This is a genomic window from Streptomyces sp. NPDC002328, from assembly GCF_042890065.1.
Taxonomy (GTDB): domain Bacteria; phylum Actinomycetota; class Actinomycetes; order Streptomycetales; family Streptomycetaceae; genus Streptomyces.
On the sequence record NZ_JBIARQ010000006.1, the window covers coordinates 377,306 to 393,504 of the forward strand.

Here is a 16,199-nt window from a genome sequence, read left to right on the forward strand (position 1 = left end):
CCCGGGAACTGGTGCCAAACCCGGGAGCTGGTGCCGGCCCCAGGAGCTGGTGCCGGCCCCAGGAGCCGGCACCGAATTCAAGAGCCGCCGCTGGCCCAGGGAGCTGACACCGGACCTGAGAGCTGCTGCCAGCCCCGGACCTCACGCCGAACCGAAGGGCCGCCGCCGCCCTGGGGCGCCAGCACCCGACCCGAGTGCTGCTGCCAGACCCGGGGCGCCGGCACCGGACCCGAGGGCTGCCGCCGGACCCGGGACCTCACACCGAACCCAAGGACCACCGCCGACCCCGGGCGCCGGCACCCGACCCGGGAGCCGGCACCAAACCCGCGAGCCGCCATCGGCCCCGGGAGCTCACCCTGAACCCAAGGGCTGGCACCGATTCCGGGGCTGCTACCGGCCCCCCGGGGAGGCCGGCGCTCGTGTCGGTGTGGGCGTCAGCGTGGCCTAGCGGGGGGTCGTGAGCAGCACCTTGCCGATGTGGCCGCTTTCCTCGACCACCCGGTGTGCGGCCGCCGCGTCGCTCATCGGGAGGGTGCGGTCGACCACCGGGCGGACGTCCCCCGCGGCGATCAGCGGCCAGACGTGCTCGCGCACGGCCGCGACGATCGCCGTCTTCTCGCCGAGCGGACGGGCCCGCAGCGAGGTCGCGCTGATCGCGGCGCGCTTGCTCAGCAGCGCGCCGATGTTCAGCTCAGCCTTGACGCCGCCCTGCATCCCGATGATCGCCAGGCGCCCGTTGGCGGCCAGGCTCCGGACGTTGCGCTCCAGATACTTCGCGCCCATGTTGTCGAGGATGACGTCGACGCCCGCCCCGCCCGTGGCCTTCTCGATCTCGGCGGCGAAGTCCTGCTCGCGATAGTTGATCAGGACGTCCGCGCCCAGCTCCGCGCACCGCTCCAGCTTCTCCGCGGTGCCCGCCGTGACGGCAACCGTTGCGCCGACGGCCTTGGCGAGCTGGATCGCCATGGTGCCGATGCCGCTGGAACCGCCGTGCACGAGCAGCGTCTCACCCGGCCGCAGATGGGAGATCATGAAGACGTTCGACCAGACCGTGCAGGTCACTTCGGGGAGCGCGGCGGCCGTCACGAGATCGACCCCGTCGGGCACGGGCAGCAGCTGCCCGGCCGGCACGGCCACCTTCTCGGCGTAACCCCCGCCCGCGAGCAGCGCGCACACCTCGTCGCCGATGGACCAGCCGGAGACGCCGGAGCCGAGCGCGGTCACCCGGCCGGAGCACTCCAGCCCGGGATAGGGCGACGCGCCCGGCGGCGGGTCGTAGAAGCCCTGCCGCTGAAGGACGTCCGCACGGTTGACGGCGCCGGCCACCACCTCGACCAGGACCTCGCCCGCGCCGGGTACGGGATCGGGGACCTCGTCCCACACCAGCGCCTCGGGACCACCAGGTTCGGGAATCGTGATCGCATGCATGAGAGGGACGCTACTCCTCCGCGCCCCCACACCCGCGGTCACATACCCGCGGCACCCGCGGTCACATACCCGCGGCGGAAAACACTGTGCACGACCGATGAGTTCGCGCCACCGTGAAGGTCTCCCCCTGCGTAACCCACACGCGTGGAAGGACTCCTCATGAGCCCCATGAGCCAACAGGCCGCCGGCCTGGCCATCGAGACCGCGGGCCTGGTGAAGACGTTCGGCGAGACCAGGGCAGTGGACGGCGTCGACCTCGCCGTCCCGACCGGCATGGTCTACGGCGTCCTCGGCCCCAACGGCGCCGGCAAGACCACCACCGTCAAGATGCTCGCCACCCTGCTCCGGCCCGACGGCGGACAGGCTCATGTATTCGGCCACGACGTCGTCCGCGAGGCGGACGAGGTGCGCGGTCGCGTCAGCCTCACCGGCCAGTACGCGTCCGTGGACGAGGACCTCACCGGCACCGAGAACCTGGTGCTGCTGGGCCGCCTCCTCGGACACGGCAAGAAGGCCGCCCGGGAGCGGTCCGCCCAGCTCCTGGAGGCGTTCGGGCTCAGCGACGCGGCCGGAAAGCAGGTCAAGCACTACTCGGGCGGCATGCGTCGCCGCATCGACATCGCCGCGTCCATCCTCAGCACGCCCGACCTGCTCTTCCTCGACGAGCCGACGACCGGGCTCGACCCGCGCAGCCGCAACCAGGTGTGGGACATCGTGCGGGCGGTCGTCGCGCAGGGCACCACCGTGCTGCTGACCACGCAGTACCTGGACGAGGCCGACCAGCTGGCGTCCCGGATCGCCGTCATCGACCGCGGCAAGGTGATCGCCGAGGGCACGAAGGGCGAGCTGAAGGCGTCCGTGGGCGCCGGCTCCGTCCATCTGCGGCTGCGGGACGCGCAGCAGCGGCCGGCGGCGGCGGAGGTGCTGCGCAGGGTGCTGGAGGCGCGGGTCCAGCTCGAACCCGACCCGGTGGCCCTCGTCGCCCGGCTGACGGCGGCGGCGAGCGACACGGCCGCCGAGCAGGCCGCCCGGGCGCTCGGCGAGCTGGCCCTCGCCGGCGTCACCGTCGACAACTTCTCGCTGGGCCAGCCCAGCCTGGACGAGGTCTTCCTCGCCCTCACCGGACACGACACCCGTGCAGCGGCCCACGACGCCGCGAAGGACGCCGCGGCGAACGACACGAAGAGCGACGCGAAGAACGAGGTGGCGGCATGAGCACCGCGACGACCGACGAGCCCCAGGAACTGGCCCCCGTCAGCGCCGACTCCCTCGCCGCGCTGCTCGTCGCCAAGGACCGTCCGCCGCGCCCCAGCGCCTGGTCGGCCTCGCTCACCTTCGGCTGGCGGGCGATCCTCAAGATCAAACACGTGCCGGAGCAGCTCTTCGACGTCACGGCGTTCCCGATCATGATGGTGCTGATGTACACGTACCTCTTCGGAGGCGCCCTGGCCGGGTCGCCGAGGGAGTACATCCAGTTCCTGCTGCCGGGCATCCTCGTGATGTCGGTCGTGATGATCACCATGTACACGGGTGTCTCGGTGAACACCGACATCGAGAAGGGCGTCTTCGACCGCTTCCGCTCCCTGCCGATCTGGCGGCCGTCCACGATGGTCGGCTACCTCCTCGGCGACGCCCTGCGCTACACCATCGCGTCCGTGGTGATGCTGACCGTCGGCATGATCCTCGGCTACCGGCCGGACGGCGGGATCGCCGGCGTGGCCGCGGGAATCGCCCTGCTGATCGTCTTCTCGTTCGCGTTCTCGTGGATCTGGACGATGTTCGGGCTGCTGCTGCGCACCGAGAAGTCGGTGATGGGCGTCAGCATGATGGTGATCTTCCCGCTCACCTTCCTGTCCAACGTGTTCGTCGATCCGAAGACCATGCCGGGCTGGCTCCAGGCGTTCGTCAACAACAGCCCGGTCACCCATCTGTCCTCGGCGGTGCGCGGACTGATGGCGGGCGACTGGCCCACCGCCGAGATCGCCTGGTCGCTGGGGTGGGCCGGTCTGTTCGTCGCGGCCTTCGGGCCGGTGACGATGCGGCTGTACAACCGCAAGTAGGTCAGAGGCGGGGCGCCGCCGGCGGGGCGGGCGGCACCCGCACGATCGTGACCAGTCGGTCCGTCAACTCCAGCGCGCCGACGGCCGGATCGTCGTAGGCGAGGATCCGATGGCCGCGCACGACGCTCACCACCAGGTCGTCCGTCTCACGCGGGCTGCGCCCCGACTCCGCCTTGGTGACCGGGCGTTCGACGATGTCGAGGCCGCTGCCCTGCCGCATCAGGTCGTCCATGACCACGCCGGCCGCGGGACTGAGCACGGACAGCCCCATCAGACGCCCGGCCGCACCGGCGCTGGTGATGACCTCGTCCGCGCCGGACTGCTTCAGCAGCGGCGCGTTCTCCTCCTCCCGTGCCGCGGCCACGATCTTCGCGCGGGGATTGAGCTGGCGGGCGGTCAGGACCACGAGGACCGCCGTGTCGTCCTGTTCGGTGGCGATGATGATCCGTCCCGCCCGCTGCACCTCCGCCTTGCGCAGCACGTCACTTCGGGTCGCGTCGCCGACCACGCCCTCGTAGCCCTCGGACGTGGCCGCCGCGATCGCCTTCGCTCCGGGGTCGATCACCACGACCTGCTCCTTCCGCAGCCCCGAAGCACAGGCGGTCCGGATCGCGGACCGTCCCTTCGTGCCGAAGCCGACGACGACAGTGTGGTCACGCAAGGGGACCTCCGGGGATGCTGGGCACGAGCTCTACAGGGACGGGTGTTGCTGGGTGACGGGCGCGAGCCCGCCGGGAACCATGGTGCCCACCGATCGGATCACCACCACAGGGGGCACGCGATGCGAGACCACGAACGACAGCCGGCCACAACGGGCCGGCTCTCCCTGCTCAAGTCGCTGTGGCACCGCCGCTCGCGCACCGAGGCCCGCGACGACGCCGAGGCGGGCCGCTCCATCACCATGCCGGTGCACAGCGGCATCCCCCCGCTCCAGCAGGTGCTGCGCCGCCTGGCGCTGGCCCTGCTCGTGCTGTTCATCACCACGCTGATCGTCTACGCCGACCACGACGGCTACAACGACAACTCCGACGGCCACGTCGACTTCCTCGACGCCGCCTACTACGCCACCGTCACCCTCTCCACCACCGGCTACGGCGACATCACGCCCGTGGGCGACGCGGCCCGGCTCATCAACATCCTCGTCATCACGCCGCTGCGCGTGCTGTTCCTGATCATCCTGGTCGGCACGACCCTGGAAGTGCTCACCGAACGCACCCGCCAGCAGGTCCGCGTCCACCGCTGGCGCACCCGCACCCGCGACCACGTCGTGGTCGTCGGCTACGGCACGAAGGGCCGGCACGCCGTGGAGACGCTCATCGGCCAGGGCATCCCCAAGAAGCGGATCGTCGTGGTCGACGCCCAGCGCAAGGCCGCGCACGCGGCAGGCGACGACGGGCTGGTGTCCGTCACCGGGGACGCCACCCGCTCGGAGACGCTCCTCAAGGCCGAAGTACCCCTGGCCTCGAAGGTGATCGTCGCTCCCCAGCGCGACGAGACCGCCGCCCTGGTCACCCTGACCGCCCGCCAGCTGAACCGGCGCGCCACCATCGTCACCGCCGCCCGCGAGGACGAGAATGTGCCGCTGCTCAAGCAGAGCGGCGCGGACACCGTGGTCACCAGCTCCAGTTCCGCCGGCCGACTGCTCGGGGTCTCGATGGTCAGCCCTGCCGTGGCCAGGACCCTGGAGGACCTGATGACCCTCGGCAGCGGCCTCGACCTGATCGAACGCCCCGTCACCAAGCACGAGGTGGGGAAGGAGCCGCGCGCCTGCAAGGACCTGATCGTGGCCGTCATGCGCGGCAAGGAGCTGCTGGACTACGCCGATCCACGGCTCACGGAGCTGCGACACGGGGACCGGGTGATCACGGTCAGCCGGGCGACGGTCAGCGAGCAGACGTAAGAGTTTCACGGTTTCACGTGGAACAAGCCGGAATGGTCCGGCTGGCCCTGTTTCACGTGAAACAGAGCCTGTTTCACGTGAAACAAGCCTCAGAAGGAACAGGCCCCGATCCCGGCCGCCGCCCACGGCAGATCAAGGAGTTCGGCCTCCTGACCCGCCCGCGCACCACCCGGCGGTACGACGGCGAGGGCGTCGGCCGCCGCGATGCCGCGCAGCATCGCCGGCCCGTTGTAGTGCAGCGGCACGGCGTGGACACCCCGCAGCACCACAGGCACCAGCCGGGTGTCGTACGGGTGCCCGTGCACCGTCTCCCGCAGCGCCAGCGTGTACGGCTCCGGTGCCGCGCGGCCGGCGAGGGTGCGCAGCAGGGGCTCGGCGAGGGTGAGCAGGCCGGAGACGGCCGCGAGGGGATTGCCGGGCAGACCGACGAGGTGCTGCTCGGGCTTGAGGCGGGCCAGCAGCATCGGATGGCCGGGGCGCACCTGGACACCGTCGACCAGGAGATCGGCACCGATGCGGCGCAGGATGGGGTGGACGTGGTCGACGGGGCCCGCGGCCGTGCCGCCGGTGGTGACGATCAGGTCGGCCGGTGACGTCGTGAGGGCCCGGTGCAGGGCTTCCGCGTCGTCGCCGATCCTGCGCAGCGCCACGATCTCCGCGCCCATGGCCCGCAGCCACGGCGGGAGCATCGGGCCGAGCGCGTCCCGGATCAGGCCGTCGTGCGGGCGGCCCTCGGTGAGCAGTTCGTCGCCCAGGACGAGCACCTCGACACGGGGGCGGGGGACGGCGGCGAGCGTGTCGTAGCCGGCGGCGGCAGCCAGTCCGAGGACGGCCGGGGTCACCACGGCCCCGGCGGGCAGCAACTGGTCGCCGCGGCGGCACTCCTGGCCGCGCGGGCGGATGTCCTGGCCGTGCTGGATCTCCCGGGTGGGATGCAGCCGGCCCTTCTCGTCGGTGTGGCCGTGTTCGCTGCGCAGCACCGCCGTGGCGCCGCCGGGGACCCGGGCGCCGGTGGCGATGCGTACGGCCTCGCCGTCGGCCAGGGGCGCGGGCTCGGCGTGTCCGGCGAGGACGCCCTCGTCCCGTACCGCCCAGGGGCCCGGGCCGGAGACCGCCCAGCCGTCCATGGCGGAGCTGTCGAAGGAGGGCAGGTCGGTGAGGGCGGTGAGGGGAGCGGCCAGGACGAGGCCGAGGGCGTCGCCGAGGGTGACGGAGACGGGCGGGCGGCGGGCGGCGAGGGAGCGGGCGGCGCGACCGGCGAGGGTGCGGGCCTCGGCCCAGGGGGTGGCGCGGTGGCGGTCCTCGCGGGGGCGGTCCTCGTGGTGGCGGTCCTCGCCGGGGTGGTCCTGCCGGGGGTGGGCGTGATGACCGGCAGCCGCTTCCCGGGAGCCCGGGGCCTCGCCTGCCGAACGGGCGGGGCCGTTGCCTTCGTTCACGAGGGCGAGCACCTCCTCGACGTAGCGGTCCTCGTCGAGGTCCGCTGCGTTCTGGCCGTCCCGGACGCCGGGGGCGGTCATCCGGCGTCCGGGCGGGTGTCCGGCGTGGCGTCCGGGGCGACGTCGGGCCGGCCGCCGGACGGCGATCCGTCGGCCGAGGGGGCGCCCGTGGACTCGTCGGCCCAGCGGACCGCCAGGTCGGCGGCCCTGCGGGCGGCCTCGGCGACGGCTTCGGGGCCGCCCCCGGCCCGCGCAGCGGCGTAGCCGACCAGGAAGGTGGTCAGCGGGGCCGCCGGCCGGGCCACCCCGTGGGCGGCGTCACGGGCGAGGTCGAGGAGGCCGCCGGTGTCGACGTCGAGGTCGATGCCCAGTTCGTCCTTGACTGCGGAGATCCATTCATCCAACACGTGGCCATGCTCCCTGATACGTGCCCTGGCGGAGGCGATGTCGTCCCAGGTGTCGCAGTCGAAGGACGCGACGGGGTCGGGGACGCGGGTGAGGTCGAGTCCGGCGGTCAGCCGGCGCAGGGGGAGACCGGCGAGGCCGCCGAGCGCCGTCAGTTCGCGTCGGAGGGCGGCCGTGCGGTACGCGGCGACGAGCGGCTGGTCGCGGCCGTCGGCGTCGGTGAGCAGCGCGCCCTCGGCCCCGCTCGTCGTCAGCTCGGTCAGCAGCCGCCGTACGGTGTCCGGCCCGAGGAAGGGCAGATCGGCGGAGAGGACGACGACGAGGCCGGCGGTGGAGTGGCGCAGCCCTGCGCCGAGCGCGGCGACGGGGCCCGCGCCGGGCGGGTCCTCGCGAGCCCACCGCACGGCGCGGGCGGTGGGCCGGGGGTCGGCGACGACGACGGTCGTGAGCGCGTCGGCGCAGGCGGCGAGGACCCGGTCGAGCAGCGCACGGCCGCCCACCCGGACGCCGGGCTTGTCCGCCCCGCCGAGACGGCGTGCGCCGCCGCCGGCGAGCACGACGGCGTCATGGGCGGGCGGCTCGTTCGAGGTCACCCCCCGAGTATGCGCGGGTCCTCGATCACAGGGAACGACGGAAAACGAGGCAAGAGGACCCGCACGGTGATCACAGGGTGCGCAGCAGCACCGCCGGCTGTTCCACGCAGTCCGCCACATAGCGGAGGAAGCCGCCCGCCGTGCCGCCGTCGCACACCCGGTGGTCGAAGGTGAGCGAGAGCTGCACGACCTGGCGCACCGCGAGTTCGCCCTCGTGCACCCACGGCTTGGGGACGATGCGGCCGACGCCGAGCATGGCCGCCTCGGGGTGGTTGATGATCGGCGTGGAGCCGTCGACGCCGAACACGCCGTAGTTGTTCAACGTGAAGGTGCCGCCGGTGAGTTCGCCCGGGGTGAGGGTCCCGGTGCGGGCCGCCTCGGTCAGCCGGGCGAACTCCGCGGTGAGCCCCTCGGCGTCCCGCGCGTGGGCGTCGCGGACCACGGGGACGACGAGCCCCCGTTCGGTCTGCGCGGCGAACCCGAGGTGGACGTGGTCGAACTGGACGACCTCCCGCGCCTCCTGGTCGACCGTGGAGTTCAGCTCGGGGAAACGGGCCAGGGCGGCGGTGCAGATCCGGGCCAGCAGCGCGACGAGGGAGATCTTCGGCCCCCCGGCCGCGTTCATGGCGGCCCGGGCCCGCATCAGCTCCGTCGCGTCGGCGTCCACCCAGCAGGTCGCGTCCGGGATCTCCCGCCGGCTGCGGGAGAGCTTGTCGGCGACCGCGCCGCGGATGCCCTTGAGGGGGACGCGCGTACCGGTCCCGACGGACGCGGGAGCGGACGCCGCAGCCCGGGCGGGCGCGGTCGCCATGGTCGACGCGGCGGGTGCCGACGCCGCGACCGGCGCGCGGTCGACGAGCGCCGTGCCCCGCCCCTGCGAGGCCGCCGCACTCAGCGCGTACTCCACGTCGGCCCGCAGGATCAGGCCGTCGGGGCCGGACCCCGTCAACTGCCGCAGGTCCAGGCCGTTCTCGCGGGCGATCCTGCGGACGAGCGGCGAGATCACCGGAACGGGCCCGTCGGCCGGCCCGGAGCCGCCGACACGACCGTCGGCGGGACGCAGGGAGACGGCGGGCGCGGCGGGTGCGGCGGGCGCGGCGGGTGCGGGCCGGTCATGCCGTACCCGGCGGCGGCGCGCGGGCGCCTCCGACGTGCCGTACCCGACCAGTACGTTGCCCGATCCCGAGCCCGAGCCCTCGGCCTGCTCGTCGGAGGACGCGGGGCCGACCGCCACCGTGATCAGCGGGGCCCCGACGGGCAGTTCCGTGCCCTCCTCGCCGAAGCGGGCGGTGACGACACCGCCGTAGGGGCAGGGGACCTCGACCATCGCCTTGGCCGTCTCGACCTCGACGACCGGCTGGTCGACGGCGACGACGTCGCCGACCTGGACCAGCCAGCGCACGATCTCCGCCTCGGTGAGCCCCTCGCCGAGGTCGGGCAGCTTGAACTCCAGCACCTGTGCCATCAGCTCTCGGCCTCCCACTGAAGACGCGCCACGGCGTCCAGGACGCGGTCGACGCCGGGCAGGTGATGACGCTCCAGCATCGGCGGCGGGTAGGGGATGTCGAAACCGGCCACGCGCAGCACCGGCGCCTCCAGGTGGTGGAAGCAGCGCTCGGTGACGCGGGACGCGATCTCCCCGCCCGGCCCCCCGAAGGAGCCCGACTCGTGGACGACGACCGCGCGTCCGGTCCGTCGTACCGAGGCGCAGACCGTCTCGTCGTCGAACGGCACCAGGGAGCGCAGATCGACGACCTCGAGGTCCCAGCCCTCGGCCCGCGCCGCCTCGGCGGCTTCGAGGCAGACCGGCACCGAAGGCCCGTAGGTGATGAGGGTGGCGCTCCGGCCGGAGCGCCGCACCACCGCGCGGCCGATGGGCTCGACGCTCGGCGGATCCTCCGGATTCCAGGCGTCCTTCGACCAGTACAGCCGCTTGGGTTCGAGGAAGACGACCGGGTCGTCGGAGGCGATCGCGGCGCGCAGCAGGCCGTAGGCGTCGGCGACGGTGGCGGGCGTGACGACATGGAGCCCCGGAGTCGCCATGTAGTACGCCTCGGAGGAGTCGCTGTGGTGCTCGACGCCGCCGATGCCGCCGCCGTAGGGGACGCGGACGGTGATCGGCAGCGGCATGCTGCCGCGGGTGCGGTTGCGCATCCGGGCGACATGGCTGATGAGCTGCTCGAACGCCGGGTAGGCGAAGGCGTCGAACTGCATCTCCACCACCGGCCGGAGGCCGTACATGGCCATGCCGACGGCGGTGCCGAGGATGCCGGCCTCGGCGAGCGGGGTGTCTGTGCAGCGGTCCTCGCCGAACTCCGCGGCGAGTCCGTCGGTGATCCGGAAGACGCCGCCGAGGGTGCCGACGTCCTCGCCCAGGACGTGCACGGACGGGTCGGCGGCCATCGCGTCGCGCATCGCGCGCGTGAGGGCCTGCGCCATGGTGGCGGGTTTGACGGCGACGGTGGTCATCAGTGCGCCCCTTCCGCTTCCGCGTCCAGCTCGGCCCGCAGCAGGGCGCGCTGCTCGCGCAGTTGGGGAGTGGGCTCGGCGTACACGTGGTCGAACAGGTCCATCGGGTCCAGCGTCGCGTCCTGGTTCATCCGGGCGCGCAGGTCGGCGGCCATGGTCTCGGCGGCGTCCCGCGCGGCCTGCCGGGTGTCCTCGTCGAGCAGCCCGCGCTCGGTCAGCTCGCGTTCCAGCAGCAGGATCGGGTCGTGGTCGCGCCAGGTCTCGACCTCGGCGTCGCCCCGGTAGCGGGTCGCGTCGTCGGCGTTGGTGTGCGCCTCGATGCGGTAGGTCACCGCCTCCACGAGGGTGGGGCCGCCGCCCTCGCGCGCGTGCCGCACGGCGTCGGTCAGCACCTCGTGCACGGCGGCGGCGTCGTTGCCGTCGACCAGCCGGCCCGGCATGCCGTACCCGACGGCCTTGTGGGCCAGGGAGGGGGCGGCGGTCTGCTTGGCGAGCGGCACGGAGATGGCGAAGCCGTTGTTCTGGACGAGGAAGACGACCGGGGCCTGCCAGACGGCGGCGAAGTTCAGCGCCTCGTGGAAGTCGCCCTCGCTGGTGCCGCCGTCGCCGACCATGGCGAGGGCGACCACGTCGTCACCCTTGAGGCGGGCGGCGTGCGCGAGGCCCACCGCGTGCGGGAGCTGGGTGGCGAGCGGCGTGCACAGAGGCGCCACGCGATGCTCGCGGGGGTCGTAGCCGGTGTGCCAGTCGCCGCGCAGCAGCGTCAGCGCCTCGACGGGGTCCACGCCGCGGGCTACGGCCGCGAGGGTGTCGCGGTAGCTGGGGAAGAGCCAGTCGCGTTCCTCCAGCACGAGCGCCGCGGCGACCTCGCAGGCTTCCTGGCCGGTGCTGGAGGGGTAGACGGCGAGCCTGCCCTGCTTGGTGAGGGCGGTGGCCTGCACGTTGTAACGGCGGCCCCGCACGAGCTCCGCGTAGAGCCGGAGCAGCAGCTCCGGCGCGGTCTGCGCGGCCGCCTCCGTGCCGAGGACGCGGTGGGGCTTCGCGTCGGGCAGCAGCGGCACGGGGTCGGTGCGGGGCTGCCAGGCGGGCGGCGGGGTGGGCCGGTACGCGCCCCGCTGCTCCATGACCGTCATGACGGCACCTCCTCAAAGGAGTGGCTACGGGAGACGCGTCGGCTGTGAGGCGTCTCACCTACCGATTGTTCGGTCGTCGGCACATTTTGGCTACTGGCCCCCTCAGGCTGTGGACAAACGGTTCTCCACAGCCTGCAATGAACGCAGTACGTCCACGGCGGAGAGGCGGGGGGACATGGCATCTGAACAAATGGCCGACGGCCCGGAGAGCTCCGCCGCGCCACGCCCGGAGAGCACCGCCGTGCCGCGCCCGGAAGGCGGCGCCCCTCCCGCCCCGGCCGTCCCGCTGCCGCCGCCCCGCCCCCTGGACTCGATCGACCAGGACATCCTCCAGATGCTCCAGGCGGACGGCCGCGCCTCGATACGTTCGGTCGCCGAACGCGTCCACGTCTCCCGTGCCAACGCCTACGCGCGCATCAACCGGCTCGTCGAGGACGGCGTCATCCGCGGCTTCGGGGCGCGCGTCGACCACGAACGCGCCGGCCACGGCACGTCCGCCTACATCACGCTGAAAATCGTGCAGAACAGCTGGCGCACGGTGCGCGAGCAGCTCAGGCAGCTGCCCGGCGCCTCCCACATCGCCCTGGTGGGCGGGGACTTCGACGTGCTGCTCCTCGTGCACACGCCCGACAACAGGGCGCTGCGCGAGCTGGTACTCACCCGGCTCCAGGCGATCCCCGAGGTGCTCAGCACCCGCACGCTGCTGGTGTTCGAGGAGGAGGACCTGGAGACCCAGGGCCGCCCCGGCTAGGGCACGCCGCGGAGAAGGCGAGCGCCCTGTGCTTCAGTCCCGTTCCTGGCGCAGCCCGGAGAACACCAGCCGGGCCACCGCGTCCGCCACCTCGCGCTCGCCCGCGCCGCGCCCGTCCGGCCGGTACCACTCGACGACCGAGTTGATCATCCCGAAGACCAGCCGCGTCGCGAGCCGGACCTCCACGTCGCCCCGCACGTCCCCGTCGGCGGCTGCCGCCTTCAGCAGCTCGGCCACCCGGTGGTCGAAGTCGCGCCGCCGCTCCAGCGCCCACCGCTCGGTGTCGGTGTTGCCGCGCACGCGCAGCAGCAGCGTCACATAGGGCAGCTCGGCTATGAGCACCTCGACCATGCGCCGCACCACGTACTCCAGGCGCTCGACGGCACGCCCCACGCACGCGTGCTCCTCGTCGAGGATCCCGAAGAGGCCGTCCAGCGCCCGGCTCACCGCGCGGCGCAGCAGCTCCTCCTTGCCGGCGACATGGTGGTAGATCGACGACTTGGAGATGCCGGCCGCCTTGGAGAGGTGCTCCATGGAGGTGCCGTCGTAGCCGCGCTCGTTGAAGACCCGCACGGCGACCGAGAGCAGCGTCTCCGGGGTGTACGTGTCGCGTTTGACGGTGGTCATGAGGTTCCCCTCCGCGTGTCTGCGGCGTGTCCGTGGCGGTACAGCGCCAGGGAGGGTGCGTAACGGCCGGAGGGCTCGCGCAGATGCAGCTCCTCCAGCAGGTCGTGCGCCCAGACCCGGCCGAGCCTGCGGCTCCACTCGAAGGGGCCGAGCGGGTAGTTCACGCCGAGGCGCATCGCCGTGTCGATGTCCTCCTCGGTGGCCACGCCCTTGGCCACGGCATCGTGCGCGAGGTCGACGATCCGCGCGACCGTGCGCGCGACGATCATGCCGGGGACGTCGCCGATGACGCTGACGTCCTTGCCGAGCGCCTGGAACAGGCCGATCGCCTCGGACACGGCCTGCGGGGAGGTGTCCTGGGACGCGGACAGGGCGACGCGGGTGGCCTTGCGGTAGTCCAGGGCGAGGTCGAAGTAGACGACGTCGCGGAACTCCACGGAGGTCTGACCGTCCGCGAGCGCCAGCGCGCCGTCGCTCGGCAGGACCAGCCGGGTGCCGTGGTCCTCTTCTTCCTCGCGGACCTGGATGCCCGCCTCGCGGATCATCGCGAGCAGCTCCGAGGCGGGACCGAGGTCGCCCTCGGCGACGACGTAAGCGGGCGCGCGGTGCTTCTCCGCGGTGTGCGGCTCGGCCCGCTCGGCCCCGTCGCGGTAGTCGTACCAGCCCTGGCCGCTCTTGCGGCCGAGGCGTCCGGACTCGACCAGGCGGCGCTGGGCGAGCGAGGGGGTGAAGCGCGCGTCCTGGAAGAAGGACTGCCACACGGAGTGCGTCACCGACTCGTTGACGTCCTGCCCGATCAGGTCGGTCAGCTCGAACGCGCCCATCCTGAAGCCGCCGGACTCGCGCAGGACGGCATCGATGGTGGCCGGGTCGGCGCCCTGCGCCTCGTAGACCGCGAAGGCCTCGGCGTAGTAGGGCCGCGCGATGCGGTTGACGATGAAGCCGGGGGTGTCGGCACAGGCGACCGGCGTCTTGCCCCAGGCGCGGGCCGTCTCGTACGCGCGCGTGGCCGACGTGACGTCGGTGGCGAAGCCGGAGACGACCTCCACCAGCGGCAGCAACGGCGCGGGGTTGAAGAAGTGCAGGCCCACGAAGCGGCCCGGGTTGCGCAGGGCGCCGCCGACGGCCGTCACCGACAGGGACGAGGTGTTGGTGGCGAGCAGGACGTCGTCGCCGACCACGTCCTCCAGCGCGCGGAACAGCTCCTGTTTGACGTCCAGGCGCTCCAGGACGGCCTCGACGACCAGGGCGCAGTCGGCGAGCCCGGCCAGGTCGTCCACGGGCGTGAGGCGGTCGCGGGCGGAGTCCCGGTCGGCGGCGGTGAGCCGGTCCTTCTCGACGAGCCGGTCCAGGCGGGCGCCGATCGCGACGGCGGCCTCCCGAGCCCGTCCGGGGACGGCGTCGTACAGCCGTACGGGGTGGCCCGCGACCAGCGCGACCTGGGCGATGCCCTGGCCCATGGTGCCCGTGCCGACGACGGCCACGGGGCTGCTGAGGTCGAGTGCTGTCATGTGCGCGATCCTCCCGCACGGCGTTGTCCACAGATGCGGCGGACCCCCTTGTCCCGACCGATCGTTCGGTTACTCTAACTCTGACCGTCCGTTCCTGTCCCTGCTTCGCAGGGTTTCCGTCCAGGTCCTGAGCTCGACGAAGAGTTCTCACGACGAGGAGTTGGTCCCGCATGGCCGCCGAACTCACCGCACACGATCTGATCGCCAAGCACCGGCCCACCCTCGATCAGGCCCTGGAAGCGATCCGTACGCGCGCGTACTGGTCACCGCACCCGGAGCACCCCAAGGCCTACGGCGAGGACGGCAGCCTGGACGCGGCGGCGGGCAAGGCGGCCTTCGACGCCCTCCTGGGCTCCCGCCTCGACCTCGGCCAGCCCGGCACGGACGACTGGGTGGGCGGCGAGGTCTCGCCCTACGGCGTCGAACTGGGCGTGAGCTACCCGCACGCGGACATCGACGTGCTGCTCCCCGCCATGAAGGCCGGGCAGCGCGCCTGGCGGGACGCGGGCGCGGAGATCCGCGCGGCGGTCTGCCTGGAGATCCTCAAGCGGATCAGCGACCGCACCCACGAGTTCGCCCACGCGGTCATGCACACCTCCGGCCAGGCGTTCATGATGGCGTTCCAGGCGGGCGGCCCCCACGCCCAGGACCGCGGCCTGGAGGCGGTGGCGTACGCCTACGTGGAGCAGGTCCGCACGCCCGACGCCGCGGAGTGGACGAAGCCCCAGGGCAAGCGGGACCCGCTCGCGCTGACCAAGCAGTTCACGCCGGTCCCGCGCGGCGTCTCGCTGATGATCGGCTGCAACACCTTCCCCACGTGGAACGGCTACCCGGGGCTGTTCGCCTCCCTGGCCACCGGCAACGCGGTCCTGGTCAAGCCCCACCCGCGCGCGGTGCTGCCGCTCGCGCTGACCGTGGGCGTCGCGCGCGAGGTGCTCGCCGCGGCCGGCTTCGACCCCAACCTGGTCGCGCTCGCCGCCGAGCGGCCCGGCGAGGGCATCGCCAAGACGCTGGCCACCCGGCCCGAGATCCGGATCATCGACTACACCGGGTCGACCGCCTTCGGCGACTGGCTGGAGGCCAACGCCCGCCAGGCGCAGGTCCACACGGAGAAGGCCGGCGTCAACACGGTGTTCGTCGAGTCCACCGGCGACTACAAGGGCATGCTCGCCAACCTGTCCTTCTCGCTGTCCCTGTACAGCGGCCAGATGTGCACCACCCCGCAGAACCTGCTGATCCCCCGCGACGGCATCCGCACCGACCAGGGCCCGAAGACCTACGACGAGGTCGTCGCCGACCTGGCCCGCGCGGTCGACGGCCTCCTCGGCGACGACGCCCGCGCCAACGCCCTGCTGGGCGCCCTAGTCAACCCGGACGTCAAGGCCCGCCTGGAGGCCGCCGCGGGCCTCGGCGAGGTCGCGCTCGCCTCCCGCGAGGTCGGCAACCCGGAGTTCCCCGACGCGGTCGTGCGCACCCCCGTGATCGTCAAGCTGGACGGCGCGCGCAAGTACTGGGAGGGCGCGGACGACGAGCCGGCCTACCTGAGCGAGTGCTTCGGGCCGGTCTCCTTCGCCGTCGCCGTCGACTCCCCCGCGGACGCGCTCGACCTGCTGCGGCGCACGGTCCGCGAGAAGGGCGCGATGACGGTCGGCGCGTACACCACCGACGAGGAGGTCGAGCAGGGGATCCAGGAGGTCTGCCTGGAGGAGGCCGCCCAGCTGTCGCTGAACCTCACCGGCGGGGTCTACGTCAACCAGACGGCCGCGTTCTCCGACTTCCACGGCTCCGGCGGCAACCCGGCGGCGAACTCCGCGCTGTGCGACGGGGCGTTCGTGGCGAACCGCTTCCGGGTCGTCGAGGTGCGCCGGGAGGCGTGAGGACGCCGC

The 16,199-nt window shown here is 72.9% G+C and carries 13 protein-coding genes and 1 pseudogene; 5 read left to right on the plus strand and 9 right to left on the minus strand.

The window, feature by feature from the left end; genetic code table 11:
* Positions 1-444 precede the first annotated feature (444 nt).
* Positions 445-1,428, minus strand: a complete 984-nt coding sequence (locus ACFYX4_RS19110; protein WP_389334033.1) for an NAD(P)H-quinone oxidoreductase — start codon at positions 1,426-1,428, stop codon at positions 445-447.
* Between the two features lie 168 nt (positions 1,429-1,596).
* Between ACFYX4_RS19110 and ACFYX4_RS19115 the strand changes: the two genes are divergently transcribed.
* Complete coding sequence (locus tag ACFYX4_RS19115; protein WP_389334223.1) at positions 1,597-2,643, plus strand: ATP-binding cassette domain-containing protein; 1,047 nt, start codon at positions 1,597-1,599, stop codon at positions 2,641-2,643.
* Complete coding sequence (locus tag ACFYX4_RS19120) at positions 2,640-3,488, plus strand: ABC transporter permease (RefSeq protein ID WP_389334036.1); 849 nt, start codon at positions 2,640-2,642, stop codon at positions 3,486-3,488. The genes ACFYX4_RS19115 and ACFYX4_RS19120 overlap by 4 nt, the downstream gene beginning before the upstream one ends.
* A 1-nt stretch (position 3,489) precedes the next feature.
* On the opposite strand, the pseudogene ACFYX4_RS19125 reads toward ACFYX4_RS19120, so the two are convergent.
* Positions 3,490-4,149: pseudogene (locus ACFYX4_RS19125) on the minus strand (potassium channel family protein); the annotation flags it as partial.
* A 120-nt stretch (positions 4,150-4,269) separates the two neighbouring features.
* Here ACFYX4_RS19125 and ACFYX4_RS19130 point away from each other — a divergent pair.
* Positions 4,270-5,388: a potassium channel family protein gene (locus tag ACFYX4_RS19130; RefSeq protein ID WP_389334039.1), complete on the plus strand. Its 1,119-nt coding sequence runs from the start codon at positions 4,270-4,272 to the stop codon at positions 5,386-5,388.
* Between the two features lie 89 nt (positions 5,389-5,477).
* Here the strand turns inward: ACFYX4_RS19130 and ACFYX4_RS19135 are convergent, their stop codons facing one another.
* The 5 genes from ACFYX4_RS19135 to pdhA form a co-directional block, all read right to left on the minus strand.
* Positions 5,478-6,905: a molybdopterin molybdotransferase MoeA gene (locus ACFYX4_RS19135; protein WP_389334042.1), complete on the minus strand. Its 1,428-nt coding sequence runs from the start codon at positions 6,903-6,905 to the stop codon at positions 5,478-5,480.
* Positions 6,902-7,822, minus strand: a complete 921-nt coding sequence (locus tag ACFYX4_RS19140) for an NTP transferase domain-containing protein (protein WP_389334045.1) — start codon at positions 7,820-7,822, stop codon at positions 6,902-6,904. The genes ACFYX4_RS19135 and ACFYX4_RS19140 overlap by 4 nt, the downstream gene beginning before the upstream one ends.
* A gap of 70 nt (positions 7,823-7,892) precedes the next feature.
* Positions 7,893-9,287, minus strand: a complete 1,395-nt coding sequence (locus tag ACFYX4_RS19145; protein WP_389334048.1) for a dihydrolipoamide acetyltransferase family protein — start codon at positions 9,285-9,287, stop codon at positions 7,893-7,895.
* Complete coding sequence (locus ACFYX4_RS19150) at positions 9,287-10,291, minus strand: alpha-ketoacid dehydrogenase subunit beta (RefSeq protein ID WP_389334051.1); 1,005 nt, start codon at positions 10,289-10,291, stop codon at positions 9,287-9,289. The genes ACFYX4_RS19145 and ACFYX4_RS19150 overlap by 1 nt, the downstream gene beginning before the upstream one ends.
* Entirely contained in the window at positions 10,291-11,424 is a 1,134-nt protein-coding gene (pdhA, locus tag ACFYX4_RS19155) for a pyruvate dehydrogenase (acetyl-transferring) E1 component subunit alpha (RefSeq protein WP_389334054.1), read from the minus strand. The genes ACFYX4_RS19150 and pdhA overlap by 1 nt, the downstream gene beginning before the upstream one ends.
* Before the next feature lie 175 nt (positions 11,425-11,599).
* Here pdhA and ACFYX4_RS19160 point away from each other — a divergent pair, with 175 nt between their 5' ends.
* Positions 11,600-12,175 carry an Lrp/AsnC family transcriptional regulator gene (locus tag ACFYX4_RS19160; protein ID WP_389334057.1) on the plus strand — a complete coding sequence of 192 codons (576 nt, stop codon included), beginning with the start codon at positions 11,600-11,602 and terminating at the stop codon, positions 12,173-12,175.
* Between the two features lie 33 nt (positions 12,176-12,208).
* On the opposite strand, the gene ACFYX4_RS19165 is transcribed toward ACFYX4_RS19160, so the two are convergent.
* Positions 12,209-12,802, minus strand: a complete 594-nt coding sequence (locus ACFYX4_RS19165; protein ID WP_389334060.1) for a TetR/AcrR family transcriptional regulator — start codon at positions 12,800-12,802, stop codon at positions 12,209-12,211.
* Positions 12,799-14,313, minus strand: coding sequence for a 3-hydroxyacyl-CoA dehydrogenase (locus ACFYX4_RS19170; RefSeq protein WP_389334063.1), 1,515 nt, complete (start codon positions 14,311-14,313; stop codon positions 12,799-12,801). Before ACFYX4_RS19170 ends, ACFYX4_RS19165 begins: the two co-directional genes overlap by 4 nt.
* A 170-nt stretch (positions 14,314-14,483) precedes the next feature.
* Here ACFYX4_RS19170 and paaN point away from each other — a divergent pair, with 170 nt between their 5' ends.
* The gene (gene paaN, locus ACFYX4_RS19175; protein ID WP_389334066.1) at positions 14,484-16,190 is read left to right on the plus strand and encodes a phenylacetic acid degradation protein PaaN; all 1,707 of its coding nucleotides are present in this window, start codon (positions 14,484-14,486) and stop codon (positions 16,188-16,190) included.
* The last annotated feature ends 9 nt before the right edge of the window (positions 16,191-16,199 follow it).